The organism is Streptomyces sp. NPDC048424 (assembly GCF_040651555.1).
Classification (GTDB): domain Bacteria; phylum Actinomycetota; class Actinomycetes; order Streptomycetales; family Streptomycetaceae; genus Streptomyces.
The window spans coordinates 255,713-275,774 of sequence record NZ_JBEZKE010000008.1; the positions used below are offsets into that span (position 1 = coordinate 255,713).

The 20,062-nt window shown below is 73.6% G+C and carries 23 protein-coding genes; 9 read left to right on the plus strand and 14 right to left on the minus strand.

From position 1 onward, the window contains the following. Window positions 1–67: 67 nt before the first annotated feature. From AB0D29_RS14745 to AB0D29_RS14755, 3 genes are all read left to right on the plus strand, one after another. Window positions 68–1,219, plus strand: coding sequence for an acyl-CoA dehydrogenase family protein (locus tag AB0D29_RS14745; protein WP_362854328.1), 1,152 nt, complete (start codon window positions 68–70; stop codon window positions 1,217–1,219). 83 nt (window positions 1,220–1,302) lie between these two features. Then, complete coding sequence (locus AB0D29_RS14750) at window positions 1,303–1,590, plus strand: YiaA/YiaB family inner membrane protein (protein WP_362854329.1); 288 nt, start codon at window positions 1,303–1,305, stop codon at window positions 1,588–1,590. Window positions 1,591–1,667: 77 nt separating this feature from the next. Next, window positions 1,668–2,294, plus strand: a complete 627-nt coding sequence (locus AB0D29_RS14755) for a TetR/AcrR family transcriptional regulator (RefSeq protein WP_362854331.1) — start codon at window positions 1,668–1,670, stop codon at window positions 2,292–2,294. On the opposite strand, the gene AB0D29_RS14760 is transcribed toward AB0D29_RS14755, so the two are convergent. Further along, window positions 2,285–2,746, minus strand: a complete 462-nt coding sequence (locus AB0D29_RS14760) for a MaoC family dehydratase (RefSeq protein ID WP_362854332.1) — start codon at window positions 2,744–2,746, stop codon at window positions 2,285–2,287. The genes AB0D29_RS14755 and AB0D29_RS14760 overlap by 10 nt on opposite strands. Window positions 2,747–2,851: 105 nt before the next feature. On the opposite strand from AB0D29_RS14760, the gene soxR reads away from it, so the two are divergent. Continuing rightward, window positions 2,852–3,295, plus strand: a complete 444-nt coding sequence (gene soxR / locus AB0D29_RS14765) for a redox-sensitive transcriptional activator SoxR (RefSeq protein WP_362854334.1) — start codon at window positions 2,852–2,854, stop codon at window positions 3,293–3,295. Here the strand turns inward: soxR and AB0D29_RS14770 are convergent. From AB0D29_RS14770 to AB0D29_RS14785, 4 genes are all read right to left on the minus strand, one after another. Next, window positions 3,276–4,031 carry a 3-keto-5-aminohexanoate cleavage protein gene (locus tag AB0D29_RS14770; protein ID WP_362854336.1) on the minus strand — a complete coding sequence of 252 codons (756 nt, stop codon included), beginning with the start codon at window positions 4,029–4,031 and terminating at the stop codon, window positions 3,276–3,278. The two genes, soxR and AB0D29_RS14770, sit on opposite strands and share 20 nt — an antisense overlap. Then, window positions 4,028–4,609 (minus strand): hypothetical protein, encoded by a 582-nt coding sequence (locus AB0D29_RS14775; RefSeq protein WP_362854338.1) that lies wholly within the window; start codon window positions 4,607–4,609, stop codon window positions 4,028–4,030. Before AB0D29_RS14775 ends, AB0D29_RS14770 begins: the two co-directional genes overlap by 4 nt. A gap of 95 nt (window positions 4,610–4,704) precedes the next feature. Then, window positions 4,705–6,081 carry a serine-threonine protein kinase gene (locus AB0D29_RS14780; RefSeq protein ID WP_362854339.1) on the minus strand — a complete coding sequence of 459 codons (1,377 nt, stop codon included), beginning with the start codon at window positions 6,079–6,081 and terminating at the stop codon, window positions 4,705–4,707. Between the two features lie 83 nt (window positions 6,082–6,164). After that, complete coding sequence (locus tag AB0D29_RS14785; protein WP_362854340.1) at window positions 6,165–7,436, minus strand: DUF1343 domain-containing protein; 1,272 nt, start codon at window positions 7,434–7,436, stop codon at window positions 6,165–6,167. 174 nt (window positions 7,437–7,610) lie between these two features. Here AB0D29_RS14785 and AB0D29_RS14790 point away from each other — a divergent pair, with 174 nt between their 5' ends. The 3 genes from AB0D29_RS14790 (at window position 7,611) to AB0D29_RS14800 (ending at window position 10,800) form a co-directional block, all read left to right on the plus strand. Beyond that, window positions 7,611–8,375 carry an SDR family oxidoreductase gene (locus tag AB0D29_RS14790; RefSeq protein WP_362854342.1) on the plus strand — a complete coding sequence of 255 codons (765 nt, stop codon included), beginning with the start codon at window positions 7,611–7,613 and terminating at the stop codon, window positions 8,373–8,375. Beyond that, complete coding sequence (locus AB0D29_RS14795) at window positions 8,360–10,126, plus strand: AMP-binding protein (RefSeq protein WP_362854344.1); 1,767 nt, start codon at window positions 8,360–8,362, stop codon at window positions 10,124–10,126. The genes AB0D29_RS14790 and AB0D29_RS14795 overlap by 16 nt, the downstream gene beginning before the upstream one ends. A gap of 68 nt (window positions 10,127–10,194) precedes the next feature. Beyond that, the gene (locus tag AB0D29_RS14800) at window positions 10,195–10,800 is read left to right on the plus strand and encodes a TetR/AcrR family transcriptional regulator (protein WP_189973680.1); all 606 of its coding nucleotides are present in this window, start codon (window positions 10,195–10,197) and stop codon (window positions 10,798–10,800) included. A 4-nt stretch (window positions 10,801–10,804) separates the two neighbouring features. On the opposite strand, the gene AB0D29_RS14805 is transcribed toward AB0D29_RS14800, so the two are convergent. Continuing rightward, window positions 10,805–11,911 (minus strand): alkene reductase, encoded by a 1,107-nt coding sequence (locus tag AB0D29_RS14805; protein ID WP_362854345.1) that lies wholly within the window; start codon window positions 11,909–11,911, stop codon window positions 10,805–10,807. 53 nt (window positions 11,912–11,964) lie between these two features. Between AB0D29_RS14805 and AB0D29_RS14810 the strand changes: the two genes are divergently transcribed. Further along, window positions 11,965–12,333, plus strand: a complete 369-nt coding sequence (locus tag AB0D29_RS14810) for a MerR family transcriptional regulator (protein WP_362854347.1) — start codon at window positions 11,965–11,967, stop codon at window positions 12,331–12,333. A 48-nt stretch (window positions 12,334–12,381) separates the two neighbouring features. On the opposite strand, the gene AB0D29_RS14815 is transcribed toward AB0D29_RS14810, so the two are convergent. The 7 genes from AB0D29_RS14815 to AB0D29_RS14845 form a co-directional block, all read right to left on the minus strand. After that, on the minus strand, window positions 12,382–13,614 hold the full coding sequence (locus AB0D29_RS14815) for an acyl-CoA dehydrogenase family protein (RefSeq protein ID WP_362854349.1): 1,233 nt from the start codon (window positions 13,612–13,614) through the stop codon (window positions 12,382–12,384). Between the two features lie 11 nt (window positions 13,615–13,625). Further along, window positions 13,626–14,684, minus strand: coding sequence for a phosphotransferase family protein (locus AB0D29_RS14820; protein ID WP_362854350.1), 1,059 nt, complete (start codon window positions 14,682–14,684; stop codon window positions 13,626–13,628). A 111-nt stretch (window positions 14,685–14,795) separates the two neighbouring features. Continuing rightward, the gene (locus AB0D29_RS14825; RefSeq protein WP_362854352.1) at window positions 14,796–15,707 is read right to left on the minus strand and encodes an MBL fold metallo-hydrolase; all 912 of its coding nucleotides are present in this window, start codon (window positions 15,705–15,707) and stop codon (window positions 14,796–14,798) included. 99 nt (window positions 15,708–15,806) lie between these two features. Continuing rightward, window positions 15,807–16,103 (minus strand): hypothetical protein, encoded by a 297-nt coding sequence (locus AB0D29_RS14830; RefSeq protein WP_362854354.1) that lies wholly within the window; start codon window positions 16,101–16,103, stop codon window positions 15,807–15,809. Window positions 16,104–16,262: 159 nt separating this feature from the next. After that, window positions 16,263–16,580, minus strand: a complete 318-nt coding sequence (locus AB0D29_RS14835) for a DUF202 domain-containing protein (RefSeq protein WP_362854355.1) — start codon at window positions 16,578–16,580, stop codon at window positions 16,263–16,265. Further along, on the minus strand, window positions 16,577–16,975 hold the full coding sequence (locus tag AB0D29_RS14840; protein WP_362854357.1) for a DUF202 domain-containing protein: 399 nt from the start codon (window positions 16,973–16,975) through the stop codon (window positions 16,577–16,579). Before AB0D29_RS14840 ends, AB0D29_RS14835 begins: the two co-directional genes overlap by 4 nt. Window positions 16,976–17,100: 125 nt before the next feature. Then, window positions 17,101–17,631 carry an NUDIX domain-containing protein gene (locus AB0D29_RS14845; protein ID WP_362854359.1) on the minus strand — a complete coding sequence of 177 codons (531 nt, stop codon included), beginning with the start codon at window positions 17,629–17,631 and terminating at the stop codon, window positions 17,101–17,103. 76 nt (window positions 17,632–17,707) lie between these two features. Between AB0D29_RS14845 and AB0D29_RS14850 the strand changes: the two genes are divergently transcribed. Then, window positions 17,708–19,363 (plus strand): FAD-binding dehydrogenase, encoded by a 1,656-nt coding sequence (locus AB0D29_RS14850; RefSeq protein ID WP_362854360.1) that lies wholly within the window; start codon window positions 17,708–17,710, stop codon window positions 19,361–19,363. A 134-nt stretch (window positions 19,364–19,497) separates the two neighbouring features. Here AB0D29_RS14850 and AB0D29_RS14855 read toward each other — a convergent pair whose 3' ends face one another. Continuing rightward, window positions 19,498–19,923 (minus strand): ASCH domain-containing protein, encoded by a 426-nt coding sequence (locus tag AB0D29_RS14855; RefSeq protein WP_362854362.1) that lies wholly within the window; start codon window positions 19,921–19,923, stop codon window positions 19,498–19,500. Window positions 19,924–20,062: the final 139 nt, after the last annotated feature.

Genomic DNA, 20,062 nt, shown 5'->3' on the forward strand with positions numbered 1-20,062 from the left:
AGGGCCTGGCCGCCATAAACTACCGGTGCTAGTTAAACGCTCCGGACGAGACGCCCGGAGGTGCCCGGTGAACCTGGAGCTGAGCGAGGAGCAGAGCGCCGTACGGCGGCTCGCCCGCGAGTTCACCGAGCGCGAGGTCGTCCCGTACGCCGCCGCGTGGGACCGCGCCGAGGGCGTGGACCGGGCCATCGTCAAGAAGCTCGGCGCGCTCGGCTTCCTCGGGCTGACCGTCCCCGAGGAGTACGGCGGCTCCGGCGGCGACCACCTCGCCTACGTCCTCGTCACCGAGGAGCTCGGACGCGGGGACTCCGCCGTCCGCGGGATCGTCTCCGTCTCCCTCGGCCTGGTCGCCAAGACGATCGCCGCCTGGGGGACCGAGGAGCAGAAGCGCGCCTGGCTGCCCCGCCTCTGCTCGGGCGACGCGCTCGGCTGCTTCGGCCTGACCGAGCCCGGGACCGGTTCCGACGCGGGCGCCCTCACCACACGCGCCGTGCGCGAGGGGGATGCGTACGTCATCAGCGGCAGCAAGATGTTCATCACCAACGGCACCTGGGCCGATGTGGTCCTCCTCTTCGCCCGCACCGGCGACGAGCCCGGCCACCGCGGGATATCCGCCTTCCTCGTCCCCACCGACACGCCGGGCCTGACCCGCCGCGAGATCCACGGCAAGCTCGGCCTGCGCGGCCAGGCCACCGCCGAACTCGCCCTCGACGGCGTCCGCGTCCCCGCCTCCGCGATGCTCGGCCCCGAGGGCAAGGGCTTCTCGGTCGCCATGTCCGCCCTCGCCAAGGGCCGGATGTCGGTCGCCGCCGGCTGCGTCGGCATCGCGCAGGCGGCCCTGGACGCGGCCGTCTCGTACGCCGCCCAGCGCGAGCAGTTCGGCAAGCCGATCGCCCACCACCAGCTGGTGCAGGAGCTGATCGCCGACATCTCGGTCGACGTGGACGCGGCCCGGCTGCTGACCTGGCGGGTCGCCGACCTCATCGACCGCGGGCAGCCCTTCGCCACCGAGTCCTCCACCGCCAAGCTCTTCGCCTCCGAGGCCGCCGTGCGCGCCGCGAGCAACGCCCTCCAGGTGCACGGAGGCTACGGCTACATCGACGAGTACCCGGCGGGCAAACTGCTGCGCGACGCCCGCGTCATGACCCTGTACGAGGGCACCAGCCAGATCCAGAAGCTGCTCATCGGCCGCGCCCGCACCGGGGTTTCCGCCTTCTGAGCCCGGCTGAGTACCCGGCATGAGTACCCGGCATGAGTACGCGTGCGGATGTGCCCGCTCCCGCCGCGCCCGATGCTCGAACCATGAACGAGACACCGGTCAAGCAGCAGAACACGGGGGCGTACTACGGCCAGGCCGTCGCCTCCTTCGGCATCGCCATCGGCGCCGTGTCCGTGGGGATCTACAACCTGGAGGCGAACGGCTGGGTCCGTGCCTTCCTCGGCATCGCGGTCCTGTACCTCACCACCTCGGCCTTCACCCTCGCCAAGGTGATCCGCGACCGTCAGGAGGTCGGGCAGATCGTCAGCCGGGTGGATCAGGCCAGGATGGAGAAGATCATGGCCGAGTACGACCCCTTCGCGCCGAAGTAGTCGGCCCGCCCGCACTAAGCGCTTGCTCACCCTCCGGTAGGGTGTTCACTTCCACACGGTGAAGAGGTGAGCGAGCGATGGACAGCGCGGAGGAGACGGTCGACGGTTATCGGCCGTGGTCCGAGGTCACCCCCGACGCCGCACGGCGGCTGCTCGTCGCCGCCGTCGAGGCCTTCGCCGAGCGCGGGTACCACGCCACCACCACACGTGACATCGCGGGCCGGGCCGGCATGAGCCCGGCCGCGCTCTACATCCACTACAAGACCAAGGAAGAGCTGCTCCACCGGATCAGCCGGATCGGCCACGACAAGGCGCTGGAGATCCTGACCACCGCGGCCGAGGGCCCCGGCTGCGCCGCCGAGCGGCTCGACGCCGCCGTCCGTTCCTTCGTACGGTGGCACGCGGCGCACCACACCACCGCACGCGTGGTCCAGTACGAGCTCGACGCTCTCGCTCCGGAGCACCGCTCCGAGATCGTGGCACTGCGCCGGCAGAGCGACGCCGCCGTCCGCCGGATCCTCGCCGACGGGGTCGCGGCAGGGGAGTTCGACGTCCCGGACGTGCCGGGCACCACCCTCGCGGTGCTCTCGCTGTGCATCGACGTGGCCCGCTGGTTCAACGTGGGCGGGCAGCGCACGCCCGACGAGGTCGGCGGGCTCTACGCCGACCTCGTGCTCCGCATGGTGGCAGTGCCTCAGAAGTAGTAGCGGGACACCGACTCCGCCACGCACACCGGCTTGTCGCCGCCCTCGCGTTCGACCGTCACCGTGGCCGTGACCTGCACGCCCCCGCCCGCCTCCGTGACCTCCGTGATCGCGGCCGTGGCGCGCAGCCGCGAGCCGACCGGCACCGGCGCGGGGAAACGCACCTTGTTCGTACCGTAGTTGAGACCCATCTTCATGCCCTCGACCCGCATGATCTGCGGCACCAGGCTGGGCAGCAGGGACAGCGTCAGATAGCCGTGCGCGATGGTGGAACCGAAGGGTCCGCCGGCTGCCCGCTCCGGGTCCACGTGGATCCACTGGTGATCGCCCGTGGCGTCCGCGAAGAGGTCGATCCGCTTCTGGTCCACCTCCAGCCACTCGCTGGGACCGAGCGGCGCGCCGATCCCGGCGCGCAGTTCCTCGGCGGACGTGAAGACCCTCGGCTCGGCCATGCCCTGCTCCTGCCTTTCGCGGACAACTCGCGGACGAATAAGCGCTTGCTCAGCATGCTGGGACCGCATGTGTATGTCAACGGACCTCCGACTACCCTCGGCCGGGTGCCGCAGATTCCCGAGAAAGTCCACGAGCTCACCGTCGGCCAGCTGTCCGCCCGTAGCGGCGCGGCCGTCTCCGCACTCCACTTCTACGAGGCCAAGGGCCTGATCAGCAGCCGTCGCACCTCCGGCAACCAGCGCCGCTACACCCGTGACGCGCTGCGCCGCGTCGCCTTCGTGCGCGCCGCCCAGCGCGTCGGCATCCCGCTGGCCAGCATCCGCGAGGCCCTGGCCCAGCTGCCCGAGGAACGCACCCCCACCCGCGAGGACTGGGCCCGCCTCTCCGAGACCTGGCGCACCGAGCTCGACGAGCGGATCATGCGGCTCGGCCGGCTGCGCGACCACCTCACGGACTGCATCGGCTGCGGCTGTCTCTCGATGAAGACCTGCGCCCTGTCCAACCCCGACGACGTCTTCGGCGAACGCCTCACCGGTTCGCGGCTGTAGTTCCCGAGGTGGCGGCGGCGTCCCGCGGTATCAGTTCCCGGGCCGCCGCCACCAGTTCGGCATTCGACCGTGCCTGCTGCCCGTCCGGCAGGTGCAGTACGTCGCCCACGCCGGTGCGCGCACCCGTTCCGCACCGCGCGGCCAGCCGCAGCACCGGCCAGGCGGCCGCCTCCCGCCCGTACACCAGCACCGCCACCGGAGGCAGCCCGCGCAGCCCGGCCACCAGCGCCGGATCGGCCGCCGCGAGCTCTACCACGAGCCGGACCCGCCCGGGCTCGCGCACCGGCCAGGCCAGGAACCGTGCCATCGGCTCCGGCCCGGCCGGTCCGCCCACCGGCACCAGCGCGTCCACCGAAATCCCCCGCGCCAGCAGCGCCCGCGCCAGCTCCCCGGCCCCCGGCTCCCCGAAGTGCACCACCGCCCGGTCCGGCAGCACCGTCCACGAGCGCACCCGCTCCAGCCGCCCCGCCGGCTCCGGCTCGGCCCCGATGCACACCGGCACCGACAGCGGTACGTGGACCCCCGCGCCCCGCATCGCCGCCAGTACCGGCCCCACCACCCGCGGCGAGAGGCTCTCCCGCCCGCACGGGGTCCGCGGGTGCACCAGCACCTCCCCGGCGCCCACGGCGACCGCCGCCAGCGCCGACTCCGTCAGATCCGCCGGCGACATCGGCACGGCCGGGCCGTCGGCAGCGCTCCGGGCGCCGTTCACCGACGCCAGCAGCAAGGTCCTCACGCCGCCCCCGCCGAGGGCATCTCCGCCAGCGCCGGTCTCGGCACCACGATCCCGCAGCCCGCGCACACCGGCCCGTCCCAGGCCCAGGCGCCCTCCCACGGCCCGATCCGCGTCACCGCCGGCCACCGCAGTTCGGTGTCCCCGCAGACCGGGCACGCCGTCCCGGGCTCCGACTCCAGCGCCCGGACCAGCCGCCGCAGCACCTCGCCCAGCGCCCCCTCCGGCCGCACGCCCGGATCCGCGCACCGCACCACCGCGTCCCCGCTCCCGCCCCACGCCCACTCCGGCCGGCGCAGCCCGTCGTGCTTCTCCCGGCGGCGCCGCTCCGCGAACTGGCGCTCGTACTCCAGCCAGACCGCCCGCGCGTCCTCCAGCTCCTCCAGCGCGGCGACCAGCCGCAGCGGATCCGCCCCCCGGTCCTCGGGGGCGATCCCGTGCCGGTCGCACAGGTGCCACCACGTGGCCCGGTGCCCGTACGGGGCGAACCGCTCCAGGCAACGGCGCAGCGAATGGCGCCGCAAGGCCCGGTCATTGCGCGCGTCGCGCACCTGGTAGGCCAGACTCCGGAATCCCGCCATCACACCATCACCTCCGCCGATGTGCCCAACATGCCCTGTCAGGGCCGGGCGCATGCGGGGGCGGTCGAGGCGTGCGGGTGGCACATGGCCAGAACTCAGCGCCCCATGCGCCCCGCGGCCACCACCACCCGGGCCAGTTCCTCGTGGCAGATGTCGCTGTGCGCCCCCGAGGGGGCGCCGCCGCGGCGGACCACGGAGCCCGCGTCCACACTGACACAACCGGCCGCGGGCACCCCCTCGCGCAGGGCGGTGGCGAGGCTCAGCCGCGGCGCGCCCGGCACCGCCTGCACCCCGTCGTGCCCGATGGCGCCCCACCGTTCGTCGAAGCCCAGCACTCCGGCCGAATCCCCTGCCATCCGGGAGGCCAGCGGATAGAAGAGCCCGAGGGCCGAGTCGTGCGGGGAGTGGCAGGCCACCACCGGCCCGTCGACCCTGCGCTGGAGGCCGCGCAGGGCGCCGCCGGTGCTCCTGTCGTGCGGCAGCCGGTCGGCGAACGCGTAGTGGGAGAAGGCCCCCTGGAGCAGGGTCGCGGACTTCACGTACCGGGCGCCGTCCGGCACCGCGCGCAGTGCGAAGGACACCACCCGCGCCCCGAAGCTGTGGCCGATCAGGTGGAACCGCAGGGCCGGGCGTTCGCCCGCCAGCTGTGCCAGCACCGGGCCGAGACCGCGCTCGCCGACCACACCCGCCCGCTTCTTCATCTTGTAGTACGTCGCCTGCCGCAGCAGCTCCTTGGCCCCGCCCCACAGGCCGCGCAGGGCGCCGCCGACCGCGAACCCCGGCCCTTCGCCTCCGAGGCCCGGCCCGTCGGCGCCGTCGGCCGGCGCGCTCGCCGCGGCCAAGGCGCGGGAGAGGGTGCGGCACACCTCCAGCACGTCGTCCGTGAAGAGGGCGGGAACCGCCGGAGCCGCCGCCGCGGGCACCGCGTCCACCCCCGCCAGCTCCCGTACGAGCGCACCGAACTCGATGAACGCGGCCGCCGACTCCGGCCGCTCCTCCAGCAGCTCCGCCACCCGGTCCAGCTCCGCCTGCCGTCCCGGCCAGAACTCCCCGAGCGCCCGGCGGGTGAGGGGATCCAGTGCCGTGCCGAAGCCGGGTTCCGCGAGGGCGCCGGGTGTGTCGAAGTCGGGGATCGGCTCGTCGGAGAACCGCATCGACGGCCACACGACGCCCACGTACCCCAGCCGTACCCCCGATCCCACCAGCCCCGGGAAGGGGGCGAAGAACCGGTCGTACAGCCGGGTCGCGGTGGACCGGTCACTGTTCCAGCCGTGTGCGAAGACCAGCACGTCCGTGGCCTCCATCCGGGCCACCGCGCCCTGCGTGGCCCGGTCCACGTCCCCTTCGGAGTCGAAGGTCAGCTCCGCGTACGGCCCGACGCCGATCCCGGCCGTGACCCCGAGCCGGTTCCCCGCCGTGATCCCGGCCGCCGTTCCGGCCCCGATCCCGAACCCGCCACCGATGTCCGCCATGACGTCCCCCTCCACGCCGTGCCTCCGGTGCTGTCAGCATCCTGCTGACGCGCCCGCCCGGCCAGCCCCCCGGCGCGGTCGGCTCACTCGTAGAGGAGGTATTCCCCGCGCGTCGCCGTGAACCGCGCCAGACCCGCGGACCAGTCACCCACGATCTCCTCCACCCCGGCCCCCGCGTCCACCATGGTCCGCACCCGGTCCGAGCCGGTCAGCCGGTCGATCCAGTGGTCCGTCCGCCAGCCGAAGCCGCTCCACGACCGCCGCGCCGTGACCAGCAGTCCGATCCCCGCCCGTACCGGGTCGAAGGCCTCCCGGTCGTGGACGATCAGCCGGACCCCGCCGCACACCTTCCCCACGTGCTTGGAGAAGGTCGGCGTGAAGTACGTCTCCCGGAACCACACCCCCGGCAGACCCAGCGCGTTCGCCGCCTCCGCCCACCGCCGGTCGACCCCCTCCGCGCCCACCACCTCGAAGGGCGTGGTCGTCCCGCGCCCCTCGGAGAGGTTCGTCCCCTCGAACAGGCAGGTGCCGGCGTACGCGAGGGCCGTGTCCGGGGTCGGCATGTTCGGGCTCGGCGGCACCCAGGGCAGCCCGGTCTCCCCGAAGAACGACTGCCGTCGCCACCCGGACATCGCCACCGTCCGCAGCCGCACCGGACGGTCGGCCAGGAACTCGCCGTTGAAGAGCAGGGCCAGTTCGGCCGCCGTCATCCCGTGCGCGAGCGCGATCGGCTCCCGGCCCACGAAGCTCGCGTACGGCCGCTCCAGTACGGGCCCCGCCGCCCGGCGGCCGCCCACCGGATTCGGCCGGTCCAGCACCACCACCGCCTTGCCGGCGAGCGCGGCCGCGCGCATGCAGTCGTAGAGGGTCCAGATGTAGGTGTAGAAGCGCGCCCCGACGTCCTGGACGTCGAAGACGACGGTGTCGACCCCGGCCGCCGTGAACACGTCCGCGAGCCGCTGCCCGCTCTTGTCGTACGTGTCGTACACCGGCAGCCCGGTCGCCGGATCCCGGGAGGCCCCCTCGGAGTCGCCGGCCTGCGCCGTGCCGCGGAACCCGTGCTCGGGCCCGAACACCGCGACCAGGTCAACCCGTTCGTCCGCGTGCAGTACGTCGACCAGGTGGCGGGCGTCGGCGGTGATCCCGGTGGGGTTGGTGACCACCCCGACCTTCTGCCCGGCCAGCAGGGCGTACCCGTCGGCGGCGAGCCGCTCGAAGCCGGTACGCACCCGGTCCGCCGCCCCCCGTGGCGCGGAAACCCGGCCCACGGCTTCCGCGGCGCCCACGGCCCCTGCCGTTCCCACTGATCCCAAGGCCCCCGCCAGTCCCAGCACCCCGCGTCGCGACAGCGTCATCCGGCCACGCTACGAGTCCGGCCCCTTCCACCCGGACATACCGACTGGTTAGTCTGCCGCCATCCGGTCTTCGGATCCGGCGTCCGCATCGGACATTCGGCACTCGGCCCTCGGCCGGCCTCCGGGCCTCCGGCCACCGGCCTCCGGGCCTCAGGCCTCACGAAAGGTGATCCCGTGAACGCGTACCAGGACCAGCGAGTCGTCGTCACCGGCGCGGGCGGCGGCATCGGCGCCGCCCTCGCGCACCGCTTCGCGGCCGAGGGCGCCACGGTGGTGGTCAACGACCTCGACCCGGCCAAGGCCGCCGCGGTGGCGGGCGCGATCGGGGCCCGGGCGATCCCCGTGCCGGGCGACGCCTCGGAGATCGTGGCCGAGGCCCGCGAGGCCCTCGGCGGGACGGTCGACGTCTACTGCGCCAACGCCGGACTCGCCTCGGGCGGAGACGCGTCCGCCGACGAGGCCGTCTGGGAAGCGGCCTGGGACACCAACGTCATGGCCCACGTCCGCGCCGCCAGACTGCTGCTGCCGGACTGGCTGGAGCGGGGCACCGGCCGCTTCGTGTCCACCGTCTCCGCCGCCGGACTGCTGACCATGATCGGAGCGGCCCCGTACAGTGTCACCAAGCACGGTGCGCTCGCCTTCGCCGAATGGCTCTCGCTGACCTACCGCCACCGCGGTGTCCAGGTCCACGCGATCTGCCCGCAAGGGGTGCGCACCGACATGCTGACCGCCGCGGGCTCGGCGGGCGAACTCGTCCTGGCGCCGACCGCGATCGAGCCGGAAGCGGTCGCGGACGCACTGTTCGACGGCATGGAGAAGGGCCGGTTCTTGATCCTCCCGCACCCCGAGGTCGCCGACTTCTACGCCGCCCGCGCCACCGAGCCGGACCGCTGGCTGAGCGGCATGAACCACCTCCAGCAGAAATGGGAGACCCGGTGACCTCCTCGTACGCCGCCCGGCCCTGGCTCGGGCTGCTCGCACCGGTCCAGCGGGAGCCCGTCGCCCCACCGCCCACCGTGCTGCACGCCTTCCGCGCGGCCGCCGCCCGGGTACCGGAGCGCACCGCCCTCGCCTACTTCGACGGCCGGATCGGCTACGCGGAGGCCGACGCGCTCTCCGACTCCGTCGCCGGTCACCTCGCGGCGCGCGGCCTGCGCCGCGGGGACCGGGTCGCGGTCATGCTGCAGAACACCCCGCACTTCGTGCTGGCCGTCCTCGCCGCCTGGAAGGCCGGGGCCGTCGTCGTCCCGCTCAACCCGATGTACAAGTCCGGCGAGGTCCGGCACGTGCTGCGCGACTCGGGGGCCGCCGCGCTGGTCTGCGACGGCCGTGCGTGGGCGGCGTACCTGGCGGAGGCCGCGCGGGACAGCGCCGTACGGACCGTCCTGACCGCCTCCGAGCGGGACTTCCAGACGCGCGACGACCCGCGCGTCTTCGGCCCGCGGCCCGAACCGGACGCCGCGGCCGCCCCGTCGCCCCGGCCCGTCCTGCCGGCCCAGCGCGGCCCGGTCGCCCCGGACCGGCCGGCCGCCGCAGCCCCCGTACCGGCCCCCCTGCCCGGAGCGCACACCGCCGACCTCCTCACCGTGGCCCGCGGCAGGCGACCCGCACCGGAGGACCCGCGGCTCACCGCCGCCGACACCGCCCTCATCAGCTACACCTCCGGCACCAGCGGCACCCCCAAGGGCGCCATGAACCCGCACGGCGCGCTCACGTACAACGCCGAACGGCAGGTCACCTCCCACCCCCTGCCCGAGGGGGCCACCTACTTCGCCCTCGCGCCCCTCTTCCACATCACCGGCATGGTCTGCGAGCTCGCCGCCTGCTTCGCCAACGCCGGCACCCTGGTCCTCGCCCACCGCTTCGAGGCGGGCACCGTCCTCGACGCCTTCCTCGAACACCGCCCCGCCTACACCGTCGGCCCGGCCACCGCCTTCATGGCCCTCGCCGCCCACCCCGCCGTCACCCCCGACCACTTCGCCTCCTTCCAAGTGATCTCCTCCGGCGGCGCCCCGCTCCCGCCCGCCCTCGTCGAACGCCTGCGCACCGCCTTCGGCTTCTACCTCCGCAACGGCTACGGCCTGACCGAGTGCACCGCCCCCTGCGCCAGCGTGCCCGTCCACCTCGAAGCCCCCGTCGACCCGGCCTCCGGCACCCTCTCCGTGGGCCTGCCCGGCGCCGACACCGTCGTCCGCATCCTCGACGAGCAGGGTGTCGAGGTCCCCTTCGGCGAGACCGGCGAGATAGCCGTCCGCGGCCCCCAGGTCGTGCCGGGCTACTGGGGGCTGCCCGACGCATCCGCCGAGGCCTTCCCCGGCGGTGAACTGCGCACCGGGGACGTCGGCTTCATGGACCCCGACGGCTGGCTGTACGTCGTCGACCGCAAGAAGGACATGATCAACGCGTCCGGTTTCAAGGTCTGGCCGCGGGAGGTCGAAGACGTGCTCTACACCCACCCCGCCGTCCGCGAGGCCGCCGTGGTCGGCGTCCCCGACCCCTACCGCGGGGAGAGCGTCAAGGCCTACGTGAGCCTGCGCCCCGGGGCCTCGGCCGAGCCGGAGGAACTGTCCTCCTACTGCGCCGCACGCATCGCCGCGTACAAATACCCGCGCCAGGTGGAGATCCTGCCTGTCCTTCCGAAGACGACCAGTGGCAAGATCCTGCGACGGGAACTGCGCGATCGCGGCTGAAAACAGTCGGACGGTCGTACAGCTGGTCGCAGTGACCAGGCAGGAATCAGGAAGGGAAGGTCAGCGCCATGGCGGCCAGGACCACGGAGCCCGCAGGCACGCACGAAGCCCCGGTACCGCAGCGGCTGCTGGCCGTCGCCACCCGGCTGTTCGCCGAGCGCGGCTACGACCGCACCTCCGTCCAGGAGATCGTCGAGGCGGCCGGGGTCACCAAGGGTGCGCTCTACCACTACTTCGGGTCCAAGGACGACCTGCTGCACGAGGTGTACGCGCGGATGCTGCGCCTGCAGCAGCAGCGGCTCGACGCGGTGGCCGATTCCGACGCGCCCGTCGAGGAACGGCTGCGGGCGGCCGCCGCCGACGTGGTCGTCACGACCATCGAGAACCTCGACGACGCGATGATCTTCTTCCGGTCGATGCACCAGCTCAGCCCCGAGAAGTTCAAGCAGGTCCGGGCGGAGCGCCGGCGCTACCACGAGCGCTTCCGCGCGCTGGTCGAGGAGGGCCAGCGCACGGGGGTGTTCTCCAGCGCCACCCCCGCCGACCTGGTCGTCGACTACCACTTCGGCTCCGTGCACCACCTGTCCACCTGGTACCGGGCGGATGGCCCGCTCACCCCGCAGCAGGTCGCCGATCACCTCGCCGACCTGCTGCTGCGCGCGCTGCGCCCCTGACGGGTCACCGCTCCAGGACGGGATAGTCGGTGTAGCCCTCCGCCCCCTGTACGTACATCAGGAACTCCGGGCGGAGCTCGTTGAGCGGCGCGCCCGTGCGCAGCCGCTCCACGAAATCGGGGTTGGCGAGGAAGCCCCGGCCAAGGGCGACCAGATCGGCGCCCGCCGCCAGCAGCAGCTCGCCGCGCCGCCTGCCGCCGTCGGCCGCGACCTCCTCGTGGGAGAGCGTGGGGTTGGCGATCAGCGTGCCGGGCCAGGCCCGGCGGATCTCGGTGAAGGCGGGCTGGTCCGGGGCGGCGTGGACCTGGTGGAGATAGGCCGGCCCGACGTCCGCCAGGGCCTTGACCAGTGCCGGGTAGATCTCCTCGGTGTCGCCCTCGTCGATGCCGTTGACGTTCACTCCGGGCGAGATCCGTACGCCGACCCGCTCGGCGCCGATCGCCCCGGCGACGGCCCGGACCACCTCGACGGCGAACCGGATCCGCCCCTCCACGGACCCGCCCCACTCGTCGGTGCGCCGGTTGGTGTTCCGCGAGAGGAACTGGTGGAGCAGGTGTCCGTTGGCCGCGTGCACCTCCACGCCGGCGAAGCCCGCCTCGACGGCGTTGCGGGCGGCGTCCGCGAAGTCGGCGACGGTCGACCTGATGTCCTGCGCCGTCATCTCCCGGGGCGCGACGGCCTCCCGCAGCCCGCCGGGCGTGTGCAGCGGCTCGGGGAAGCGCACCGCCGACGGGGCGAGCGGGACGTGCCCGCTGGTGTCGGGGTGGCCGACCCGGCCGCCGTGCTGGAGCTGGAGGAACATCCGCCCGCCGGCCGCGCGCACGGCCTCGGTGACCCGGCGCCAGCCGGCGATCTGCGCCGGGCTGTGGATGCCGGGGATGTGCGGATAGGTCTGGCCGACGGCGTTCGGGGTGGTGCCCTCGGCGATGATCAGAGCGGCCGAGGCGCGCTGGGCGTAGTACGTGGCCATGAGCGCGCCGGGGACCCCGTCGGCCCCGGCGCGGTTGCGCGTCAGCGGGGCCATCACCAGGCGGCTGGGCAGCTCCAGGCCGCCGAGGCGGGCCGGTTCGAAGAGACGGGATGCGGTGGGAGCCTGCTGTGTCTGCGTCATGCCGGTACCGTAGAACCTGACATTGATGTCAGATTCAAGACCTGAGGTGGGCCATGCGGATCGGGGAACTGTCGGCGCGCACCGGTGTCGGCGAGCGTTCGCTGCGCTACTACGAGACCCAGGGCCTGCTCGTGTCGGACCGGACCCCCGGCGGCCACCGGGATTTCTCCGAGCGGGCCGTGGACCGGGTCATCCGCATCCAGGAGCTCTACGCGGCCGGTCTGAACAGCGCGAAGATCGCGCGGATCCTGCCCTGCATGCGGGACGAGGACGGCGGCCCGTCCGTGCGCGCCACCCCGCAGCTGGTGGCCGAACTGGCCGCCGAGCGGGAGCGGATCGACCGGCTGATCGGCGACCTCCGCCGCTCCCGCGAGGTCCTGGACGAGGTCATCGAGGCGGCGGCGGGCCGCGCCACCGCCTGACCCGCGGCCAGGCCGGGGGTCGGGCGCAGGTGCGGGCCGCCGGGGTCCCTACATGTGGCGCTTCAGCTCCCGCCGCGCCAGCGACCGCTGGTGGACCTCGTCCGGCCCGTCGGCCAGCCGCAGCGTCCGCGCCGCCGCCCACAGTTCGGCCAGCGGGAAGTCCTGGCTCACCCCGCCCGCACCGTGCAGCTGCACCGCGTCGTCCAGGATCCGTACGACCGCCCGCGGGGTCGCGATCTTGATCGCCTGGATCTCGGTGTGCGCGCCCCGGTTCCCGACCGTGTCCATCAGCCAGGCCGTCTTCAGCACCAGCAGCCGCAACTGCTCCACCGTGACCCGGGCGTCGGCGATCCAGTTCTGTACGACGCCCTGGGCGGCCAGCGGCTTGCCGAAGGCGGTACGGTCCACCGCGCGCCGGCACATCAGGTCGATCGCCCGCTCCGCCATGCCGATCAGCCGCATGCAGTGGTGGATGCGGCCCGGGCCGAGCCGGGCCTGGGCGATGGCGAAGCCGCTGCCCTCCTCGCCGATCAGGTTCGCCGCCGGGACCCGCGCCCCGTCGAAGACCACCTCGGCGTGGCCGCCGTGGTCGTGGTCCTCGTACCCGTAGACCGTCATGGCGCGCCGCACCTCGACCCCCGGGGTGTCGCGCGGGACCAGGATCATCGACTGCTGGCGGCGCGGATCGGCGCCGTCCGGGTCGGTCTTGCCCATCACGATGAAGATCTTGCAGTCCGGGTTCATGGCCCCGGAGATGAACCACTTGCGCCCGGTGACCACGTACGCGTCGCCGTCGCGCTCGATCCGCGTCTCGACGTTCGTCGCGTCCGAGGAGGCCACCTCGGGCTCGGTCATCGCGAAGGCGGAGCGGATCTCCCCGGCCAGCAGCGGCTCCAGCCACTGCTTCTTCTGCGCCTCGTCGCCGAACTGGGCGAGCAGCTCCATGTTCCCGGTGTCCGGGGCCGCGCAGTTCGTCGCCATCGGCGCCAGGTGCGGGCTGCGGCCGGTGATCTCGGCGAGGGGGGCGTACTGGAGGTTGGTCAGCCCCGCGCCGTGCCCGGCGCCCGGCAGGCCGTGCTGGTCCACGAAGAAGAGGTTCCACAGGCCCTGGCGGCGCGCCTCGGCCTTCAGTTCACCGAAGACGGCCGGGGTGTCCCAGGGCGAGGCCAGCCGTGCGCGCTGCTCGGCGGCGACGGGCTCCGCCGGGTAGACGTACTCCTCCATGAACGCGAGCAGCTGCTCGCGGAGTTCCTCGGTCCGGGCGTCGAATGCGAAATCCATGGGTGCGTGCCTCAGCCTTCCTGGCCGTTTTCGAATGGACGGAGGCCCTGCAGGGTGGTCAGTCCGTGCTCGATGAAGACCGGCACCAGCTCGCCGATCCGGTCGAACCCCGCACCGACGGTCTGCCCGAGCGTGTAGCGGTAGTGGATGCCTTCGAGGATCACCGCGAGCTTGAACCAGGCGAAGGCCGTGTACCAGGCGATGCCCCCGGTGTCCCGGCCGGAGCGGGCGGCGTACCGCTCGACCAGCTCGGCGGGGGACGGATGGCCGGGAGCGCCGCTCGTCGTACTGACCGGAGAGGCGGTCAGGCCCAGGTCCGAGCTGTACATCACGAGCAGCCCGAGGTCGGTCAGCGGATCCCCGAGCGTGGACATCTCCCAGTCCAGCACCGCCCGGATCGTGTCGTCCGGGCCGCCGATCAGGACGTTGTCGAGCCGGAAGTCCCCGTGCACGACGGTGGGGGCGGGGGAGTGGGGCAGGGTGCGGCCGAGCGTGCCGTGCAGCTCGTCGATCCCGGCGAGCTCGCGCCCCCGGGAGGCCGCGAGCTGCTTGCCCCAGCGGCGCAGCTGCCGGTCGAGGAACCCCTCGGGCCGGCCGAAGTCGCCCAGGCCCACCGCCTGCGGATCCACCGCGTGCAGCTCGACCAGGGTGTCCACCAGGCCCAGCACCGCCCGCCGGGTGCGCTCCGGGCCGAGCGCGGCGAGCTCGCCGGCCGTCCGGTACGGCACCCCGTCCACGTACTCCATGACGTAGAACGGCGCCCCGAGCACGGCCTCGTCCTCGCACAGCAGCAGCGGCTCGGGCACCGGCACGGCCGTGCCGTGCAGCGCCTCGATGACCCGGTGCTCGCGCCGCATGTCGTGCGCGGTGGCCAGTACGTGGCCCAGCGGCGGCCGGCGCACCACCCAGCGGGCGGTCCCGTCGGTGACCTCGTACGTGAGGTTCGAGCGGCCGCCTTCGATCAGCCGGCCGCGCAGGGGCCCGGCCACGAGGCCCGGCCGCGCGCGGTCGAGATGACCGCGCAGCCGCTCCAGATCCAGGCCGCGCGGGTCGGCCGGGGCTGAGGTCATGGGTGCGCACCTCCGTGCGGAGTGGGAACAGCGGACTGCCATCATGCCGACCAGTCGGTATGCCGTCCAGAGCGCGGGGCGAAAGAAGGCCTTCCGCCCAGCGATGTCACCTCACGCGTGACACAGGATCGGCGTCCCGCCGTTCATCACCGTCATGTCCCTCAGGACCGCCAGGATGTCCAGCGGCACGCCCTCCGGCTCCCCGGCCAGTTCCGCGTACGCCCGGTGCACGTTCGCCACCAGCCGCTCGCTCTCCCGCCACGAGGCGAACTCCGCGAGATCGGCCTGCTGGGCCACCTCCAGCGGGGACAGCCCCTTCGCCCGCCCCTCCCGGGCGAGTTCGGCCACGTACCGCAGGTAGCGCTCGGTGGCCTCGTAGGCCGAGGCGTCGGTCAGCGGCCCGTGCCCCGGTACGACCGTCTCCGCGTCCAGTGAGCGCAGCAGCTCCAGCGCCCGCAGGGAGCCGGCGAGTGAGCCCATCGCCAGGAACGGGGTCCCCTCGGCGAACACCAGGTCCCCCGTGAAGACCACCCGCTGCCGGGGCAGCCACACGACCGAGTCCCCGGTGGTGTGCGCGACGCCCGGGTGGATGACCTGCACCTCCGTCCCGCCCACGTGCACGGTCGCCCGGTCGCTGTACGTGAGGTCGGGCGCGGTGATGTCGATCGCGCCGAAGTCGGTGGCGGGCCAGATCAGCTCCAGCTGGTGCCCGGCGGCGAGCTGCTCGGCGCGGGCGCTGTCGTGCCCGAGGACCAGCGCCTCGGGGGCGAAGACGCCGTTGCCGTAGGTGTGGTCGCCGTGGTGGTGGGTGTTCACCACGGTGCGGGGGAGCGGTACGCCGGCCGCCACGACCGCGTCGCGCAGCGCCAGGGCCCGCCGCTCGGTGGCGGCGGTGTCCACGAGCAGGGTCCGGCCGCCGTCGCTCACGAAGCCGGCGTTGTTGAGGCACCAGCCGCCGTCCGGCTGGACGTAGGCGTACACCCCCGGCGCGGGCTGGACGAGGTACGGCTCTTCGACGGGCATCTGTGCTCTCCCCGGGTCGCTTTGACGGGCGGTCAGCATCCTGCCAGCCGTCGCCGCGCCGGGGGAGAGCGGGTCTGCGGCGCCGCTCAGGGGAGCCGGTCAGTGGTCGTCGTAGTGCCCGTCGTGCGCGGCGTGCCGGTGCCCGTCGTGCACGTAGTCGACGTGGTCGCCGTGCTGGACCGCCTCGTGCCCGCAGTCCGCGCCGTGCGCGTGGTCGTGGCCCTCGTGCGCGGTGTGCTCGGCGGGCTCGCACTCGTCCCAGTGCCCCGAGTGTTCCCGGTGCAGATGGCCGTCGTGCGCGTAGTCGACGTGGTCGCCGTGCCGAACCGCCTGGTGCCCGCAGTCCGCGCCGTGCGTGTGCTGGTGCGTGGGGTGTTCGTGGTGCAGGGTCGTCATGCGGCCGAGATTAGTGTGGATCGCCGGGTATCGCCCGTTCTGTCCGGGCGACGCGGAAAACCACTATCATCCGACCGGAGCGGCCGGGAACACGGGAGTCCGGAACTCGGGAGCCGGGAGCCGGGAGCGCGGGGCCGGGGCCGGAGCAGCGGCCGGGGCTCAGAGGACCACCGCCACCGCGACCAGCGCCAGCGCCACCGTGCACGCCGCTGCCGCCAGCGCCGCCCGCGGCGCGAGCCCCCGCGGCCGGCCCGTCGCCAGCGCCCGGATCCGCCGGTGCGCCACCCCCATGAACGCCAGCCAGAGCAGGGCGGTCACAGCGGCCCCCGCGGCCGTCACCGGAGTACCGGATCCGTGCAGGGCCTGCCGTATCCCCAGCACGGCCACCACCGAGCAGGTCAGCGTCGTACGCCGCCACGCGAGCCGGGTCCGCTCCGGCTGGAGCCCGGCGTCGCGCGTCTCCCCGTAGACGGTCACCGGCCCCGCGTCCAGCCCAGCAGCACGACCACCGTCATCGCCACCGCGACCAGCCCCACCCCCAGGCTCAGCACCACGGGGAACCGCGACAGCGGCAGGTCCTCGCCCCGGCGCATCGCGCGCTCGCACCGCACCCAGTGGTTCACCGCCCGCAGCGCACAGGCCGCACCCACCGCGAGCAGCGCGACGGCCATCGACACCCGCACCCCCCAGCGCAGGTCCGGCAGGAACTGGTCCACGGCGAAACCGCCGCCCACCAGGGCCAGCGCGGTCCGGACCCAGGCCAGGAAGGTCCGCTCGTTGGCCAGTGAGAAGCGGTAGTCGGGGGTCTCGCCCTCGTCCTTCAGCCGCGCGGGTGCGAACCAGAGGCGCACGTCCTTGACGAAGTCGATCACCCGGCCAATCTACGGGGTGCTCGCCCGCCGGCCCGGGACCGGGCGGGGCGCCACGGCCGCCCCCTCCCGCCACGGCCGCCCCTCCCGCCACACGGCCGCCCCCGGCAAGATCCGAAAGAGACGGCCTACGCCCCCTGCCGCCGGTGTTCCTCCAGCCGCCGGTGTGCCTCCAGCCCGTCCGGGACCCAGGGCCACTCGCCCCCGGTGATCCGCTGGGCCAGCTCGTCCTCCGTCAGGAAGGCGTGCCACGCGACCTCGGACTCCTGCGGCCGCACGGCCGGCTCGCACCGCACCTCGTGCACGTACGACCACCAGGCCCCGCCCGGCCCCTCGTACAGGAACTTGAACAGCGGCGTCGGCTGCGGCAGCCCCCGTACGCCCAGCTCCTCCTCGGCCTCCCGCAGTGCGGCCTGCGCGTAGGTCTCGCCGGCGCCCAGCACCCCGCCCACGAACATGTCGTAGTGCGAGGGGAAGACGAGTTTCGAGGCGGTGCGCCGGTGGACGAAGATCCGCCCCCGCGCGTCCCTCGCCCGCACGAACACGCAGCGGTGGATCAGCCCTCGGGCGTACACCTCGCCGCGCGGGGCCTGCCCGATCACCCGGTCGTGCCGGTCCACCACGTCCAGTACTTCATCAGCGGCACTCACACGGTTCATCCAACCACCCCTGTTGACTGGTTACCGCTCCGTAGCCAAGGATCTGCCCCACCACCGACGGAGGACGGGTAGCCGCATGACGTACGACGCAGACGTGATCGTGATCGGAGCCGGGCTCGCGGGCCTCGTGGCCACCGCCGAGCTCGTCGACGCGGGCCGCAAGGTCATCCTGCTCGACCAGGAGCCGGAGCAGTCCATCGGCGGCCAGGCGCACTGGTCCTTCGGCGGCCTGTTCTTCGTGGACTCGCCCGAACAGCGCCGGATGCGGATCAAGGACAGTCACGCGCTCGCCCTCCAGGACTGGCAGGGCACCGCCGGCTTCGACCGCGAGGAGGACGCGTGGCCGCGCCGCTGGGCCGAGGCCTACGTCGACTTCGCGGCCGGTGAGAAGCGCTCCTGGCTGCACGCCCAGGGCGTCCGGTTCTTCCCCGTCGTCGGCTGGGCGGAGCGCGGCGGCTACGACGCCAACGGCCACGGGAACTCCGTCCCCCGCTTCCACATCACCTGGGGCACCGGCCCCGGCCTGGTCGCCCCCTTCGAGCGGCGCGTCCGGGCCGGCGTGGCCCGCGGCCTGGTCCGGCTCGCCTTCCGCCACCGGGTCACCGGGCTCTCCTCCACCGCCGGCGCGGTGGACACCGTCACGGGCGAGATCCTGGCCCCGTCCGGCGCCGAGCGGGGCTCCGCGAGCAGCCGCGAGGTCACCGGGACCTTCTCCCTGCGGGCCCAGGCCGTGATCGTCACCAGCGGCGGCATCGGCGGCAACCACGACCTGGTGCGCGCGCAGTGGCCCGCCCGGCTCGGCACCCCGCCGCAGCGGATGCTCTCCGGGGTCCCGGCGCACGTGGACGGCCTGATGCTGGGCATCGCGGAGGCGGCCGGCGCCAGCCACATCAACAAGGACCGGATGTGGCACTACACCGAGGGCATCGAGAACTGGAACCCGATCTGGGCCAGGCACGGCATCCGCATCCTGCCCGGCCCGTCCCCGCTGTGGCTGGACGCCACGGGCAAGCGGCTGCCCGTGCCGCTGTTCCCCGGCTTCGACACCCTCGGCACCCTCGACCACATCATGAAGACCGGGCACGACCACACCTGGTTCGTGCTCAACCAGCGGATCATCGGCAAGGAGTTCGCGCTCTCCGGCTCCGAGCAGAACCCCGACCTCACCGGCAAGTCGATCCGCGACGTGATCACCCGCGCCCGCCAGGCCGTACCCGGCCCGGTCAAGGCCTTCATGGACAACGGCGCCGACTTCGTCGTCGAGCGCGACCTGTCCGCCCTGGTCCGCGGGATGAACGCGGTGACCAAGGAGGACCTCCTCGACGAAGCCGCCGTCCGGGGCGAGATCGTGGCCCGCGACCGCGAGATCGCCAACCCCTTCACCAAGGACCTCCAGGTCACGGCCATCCACGGCGCCCGCAGGTACCTCGGCGACAAGCTGATCCGCACGGCCGCCCCGCACCGGATCCTGGACCCCGCCGCCGGGCCGCTGATCGCGGTACGGCTGTCGATCCTGACCCGCAAGTCGCTGGGCGGCCTGGAGACCGACCTCTCCTCGCGCGTCCTGACCGGGGCGGGCGAGCCGTTGCCCGGTCTCTACGCGGCGGGCGAGGCGGCCGGGTTCGGCGGCGGCGGGGTCCACGGCTACCGGGCCCTGGAGGGGACGTTCCTCGGCGGGTGCATCTTCTCGGGGCGGGCGGCGGGGCGCGCGGCGGCCCAGGCGACCGCCTGACGGCCCCGGCTCCCGCGGGCCGGGCCGGCCGCCGATCCCGCCGGGCCGGCCGCCGATCCCGCCGGGCCGGCCGCCGATCCCGCCAGGCTCGCCGCCGCCCGCAGGCGCCGCCGTGCGGGAGCCGAAACGTTCCGTCAGACCAGCCGCTCGGTGACCCGGAACCGCTCCGCGATGACGAGGGTGTCGTCGTCGACCGTGAACCCCGGGTCGCCGACGGCCGCGCGCACCGGCTCGCTGTGCCAGAAGTCCTCGTGTGCCGTACGCCATTCGGCCACGGAGGCGAACCCCTCGCCCTCGTCGAGCGCGTGCGCCAGCCCGACGTCCCCGAGCCGCAGCACCTCCACGGCCGTCACCTCCACCACCGCCACCCCCCGCTCCCCGGAATCGACGAGCAGGGAGCGGGCGCCCGGCTCGGGCAGCGGCTCGCCCTCCGCCTCGTACTCCGCGAGCAGGCCGGTGGTGCTGGTCTTGGCCCCGCTCAGCACGGCCGCGACCAACTGGTCGCGCAGCGGGCCGGGAAACCCCAGCAGGTAGGGAGGAAGATCGTCGTAGGTGGTCACGGGGCCACCCTACGACCCCGCCACCGAGATCTACCGAACCCGCACAACCAGCCCAACTCGCCTGGCCGTCGGTGCAGTTGAAACCCGCCACGCAGTGGACTGGACCTTGACTCGGAGGCGTGCGTACCGCTTTGCTGTG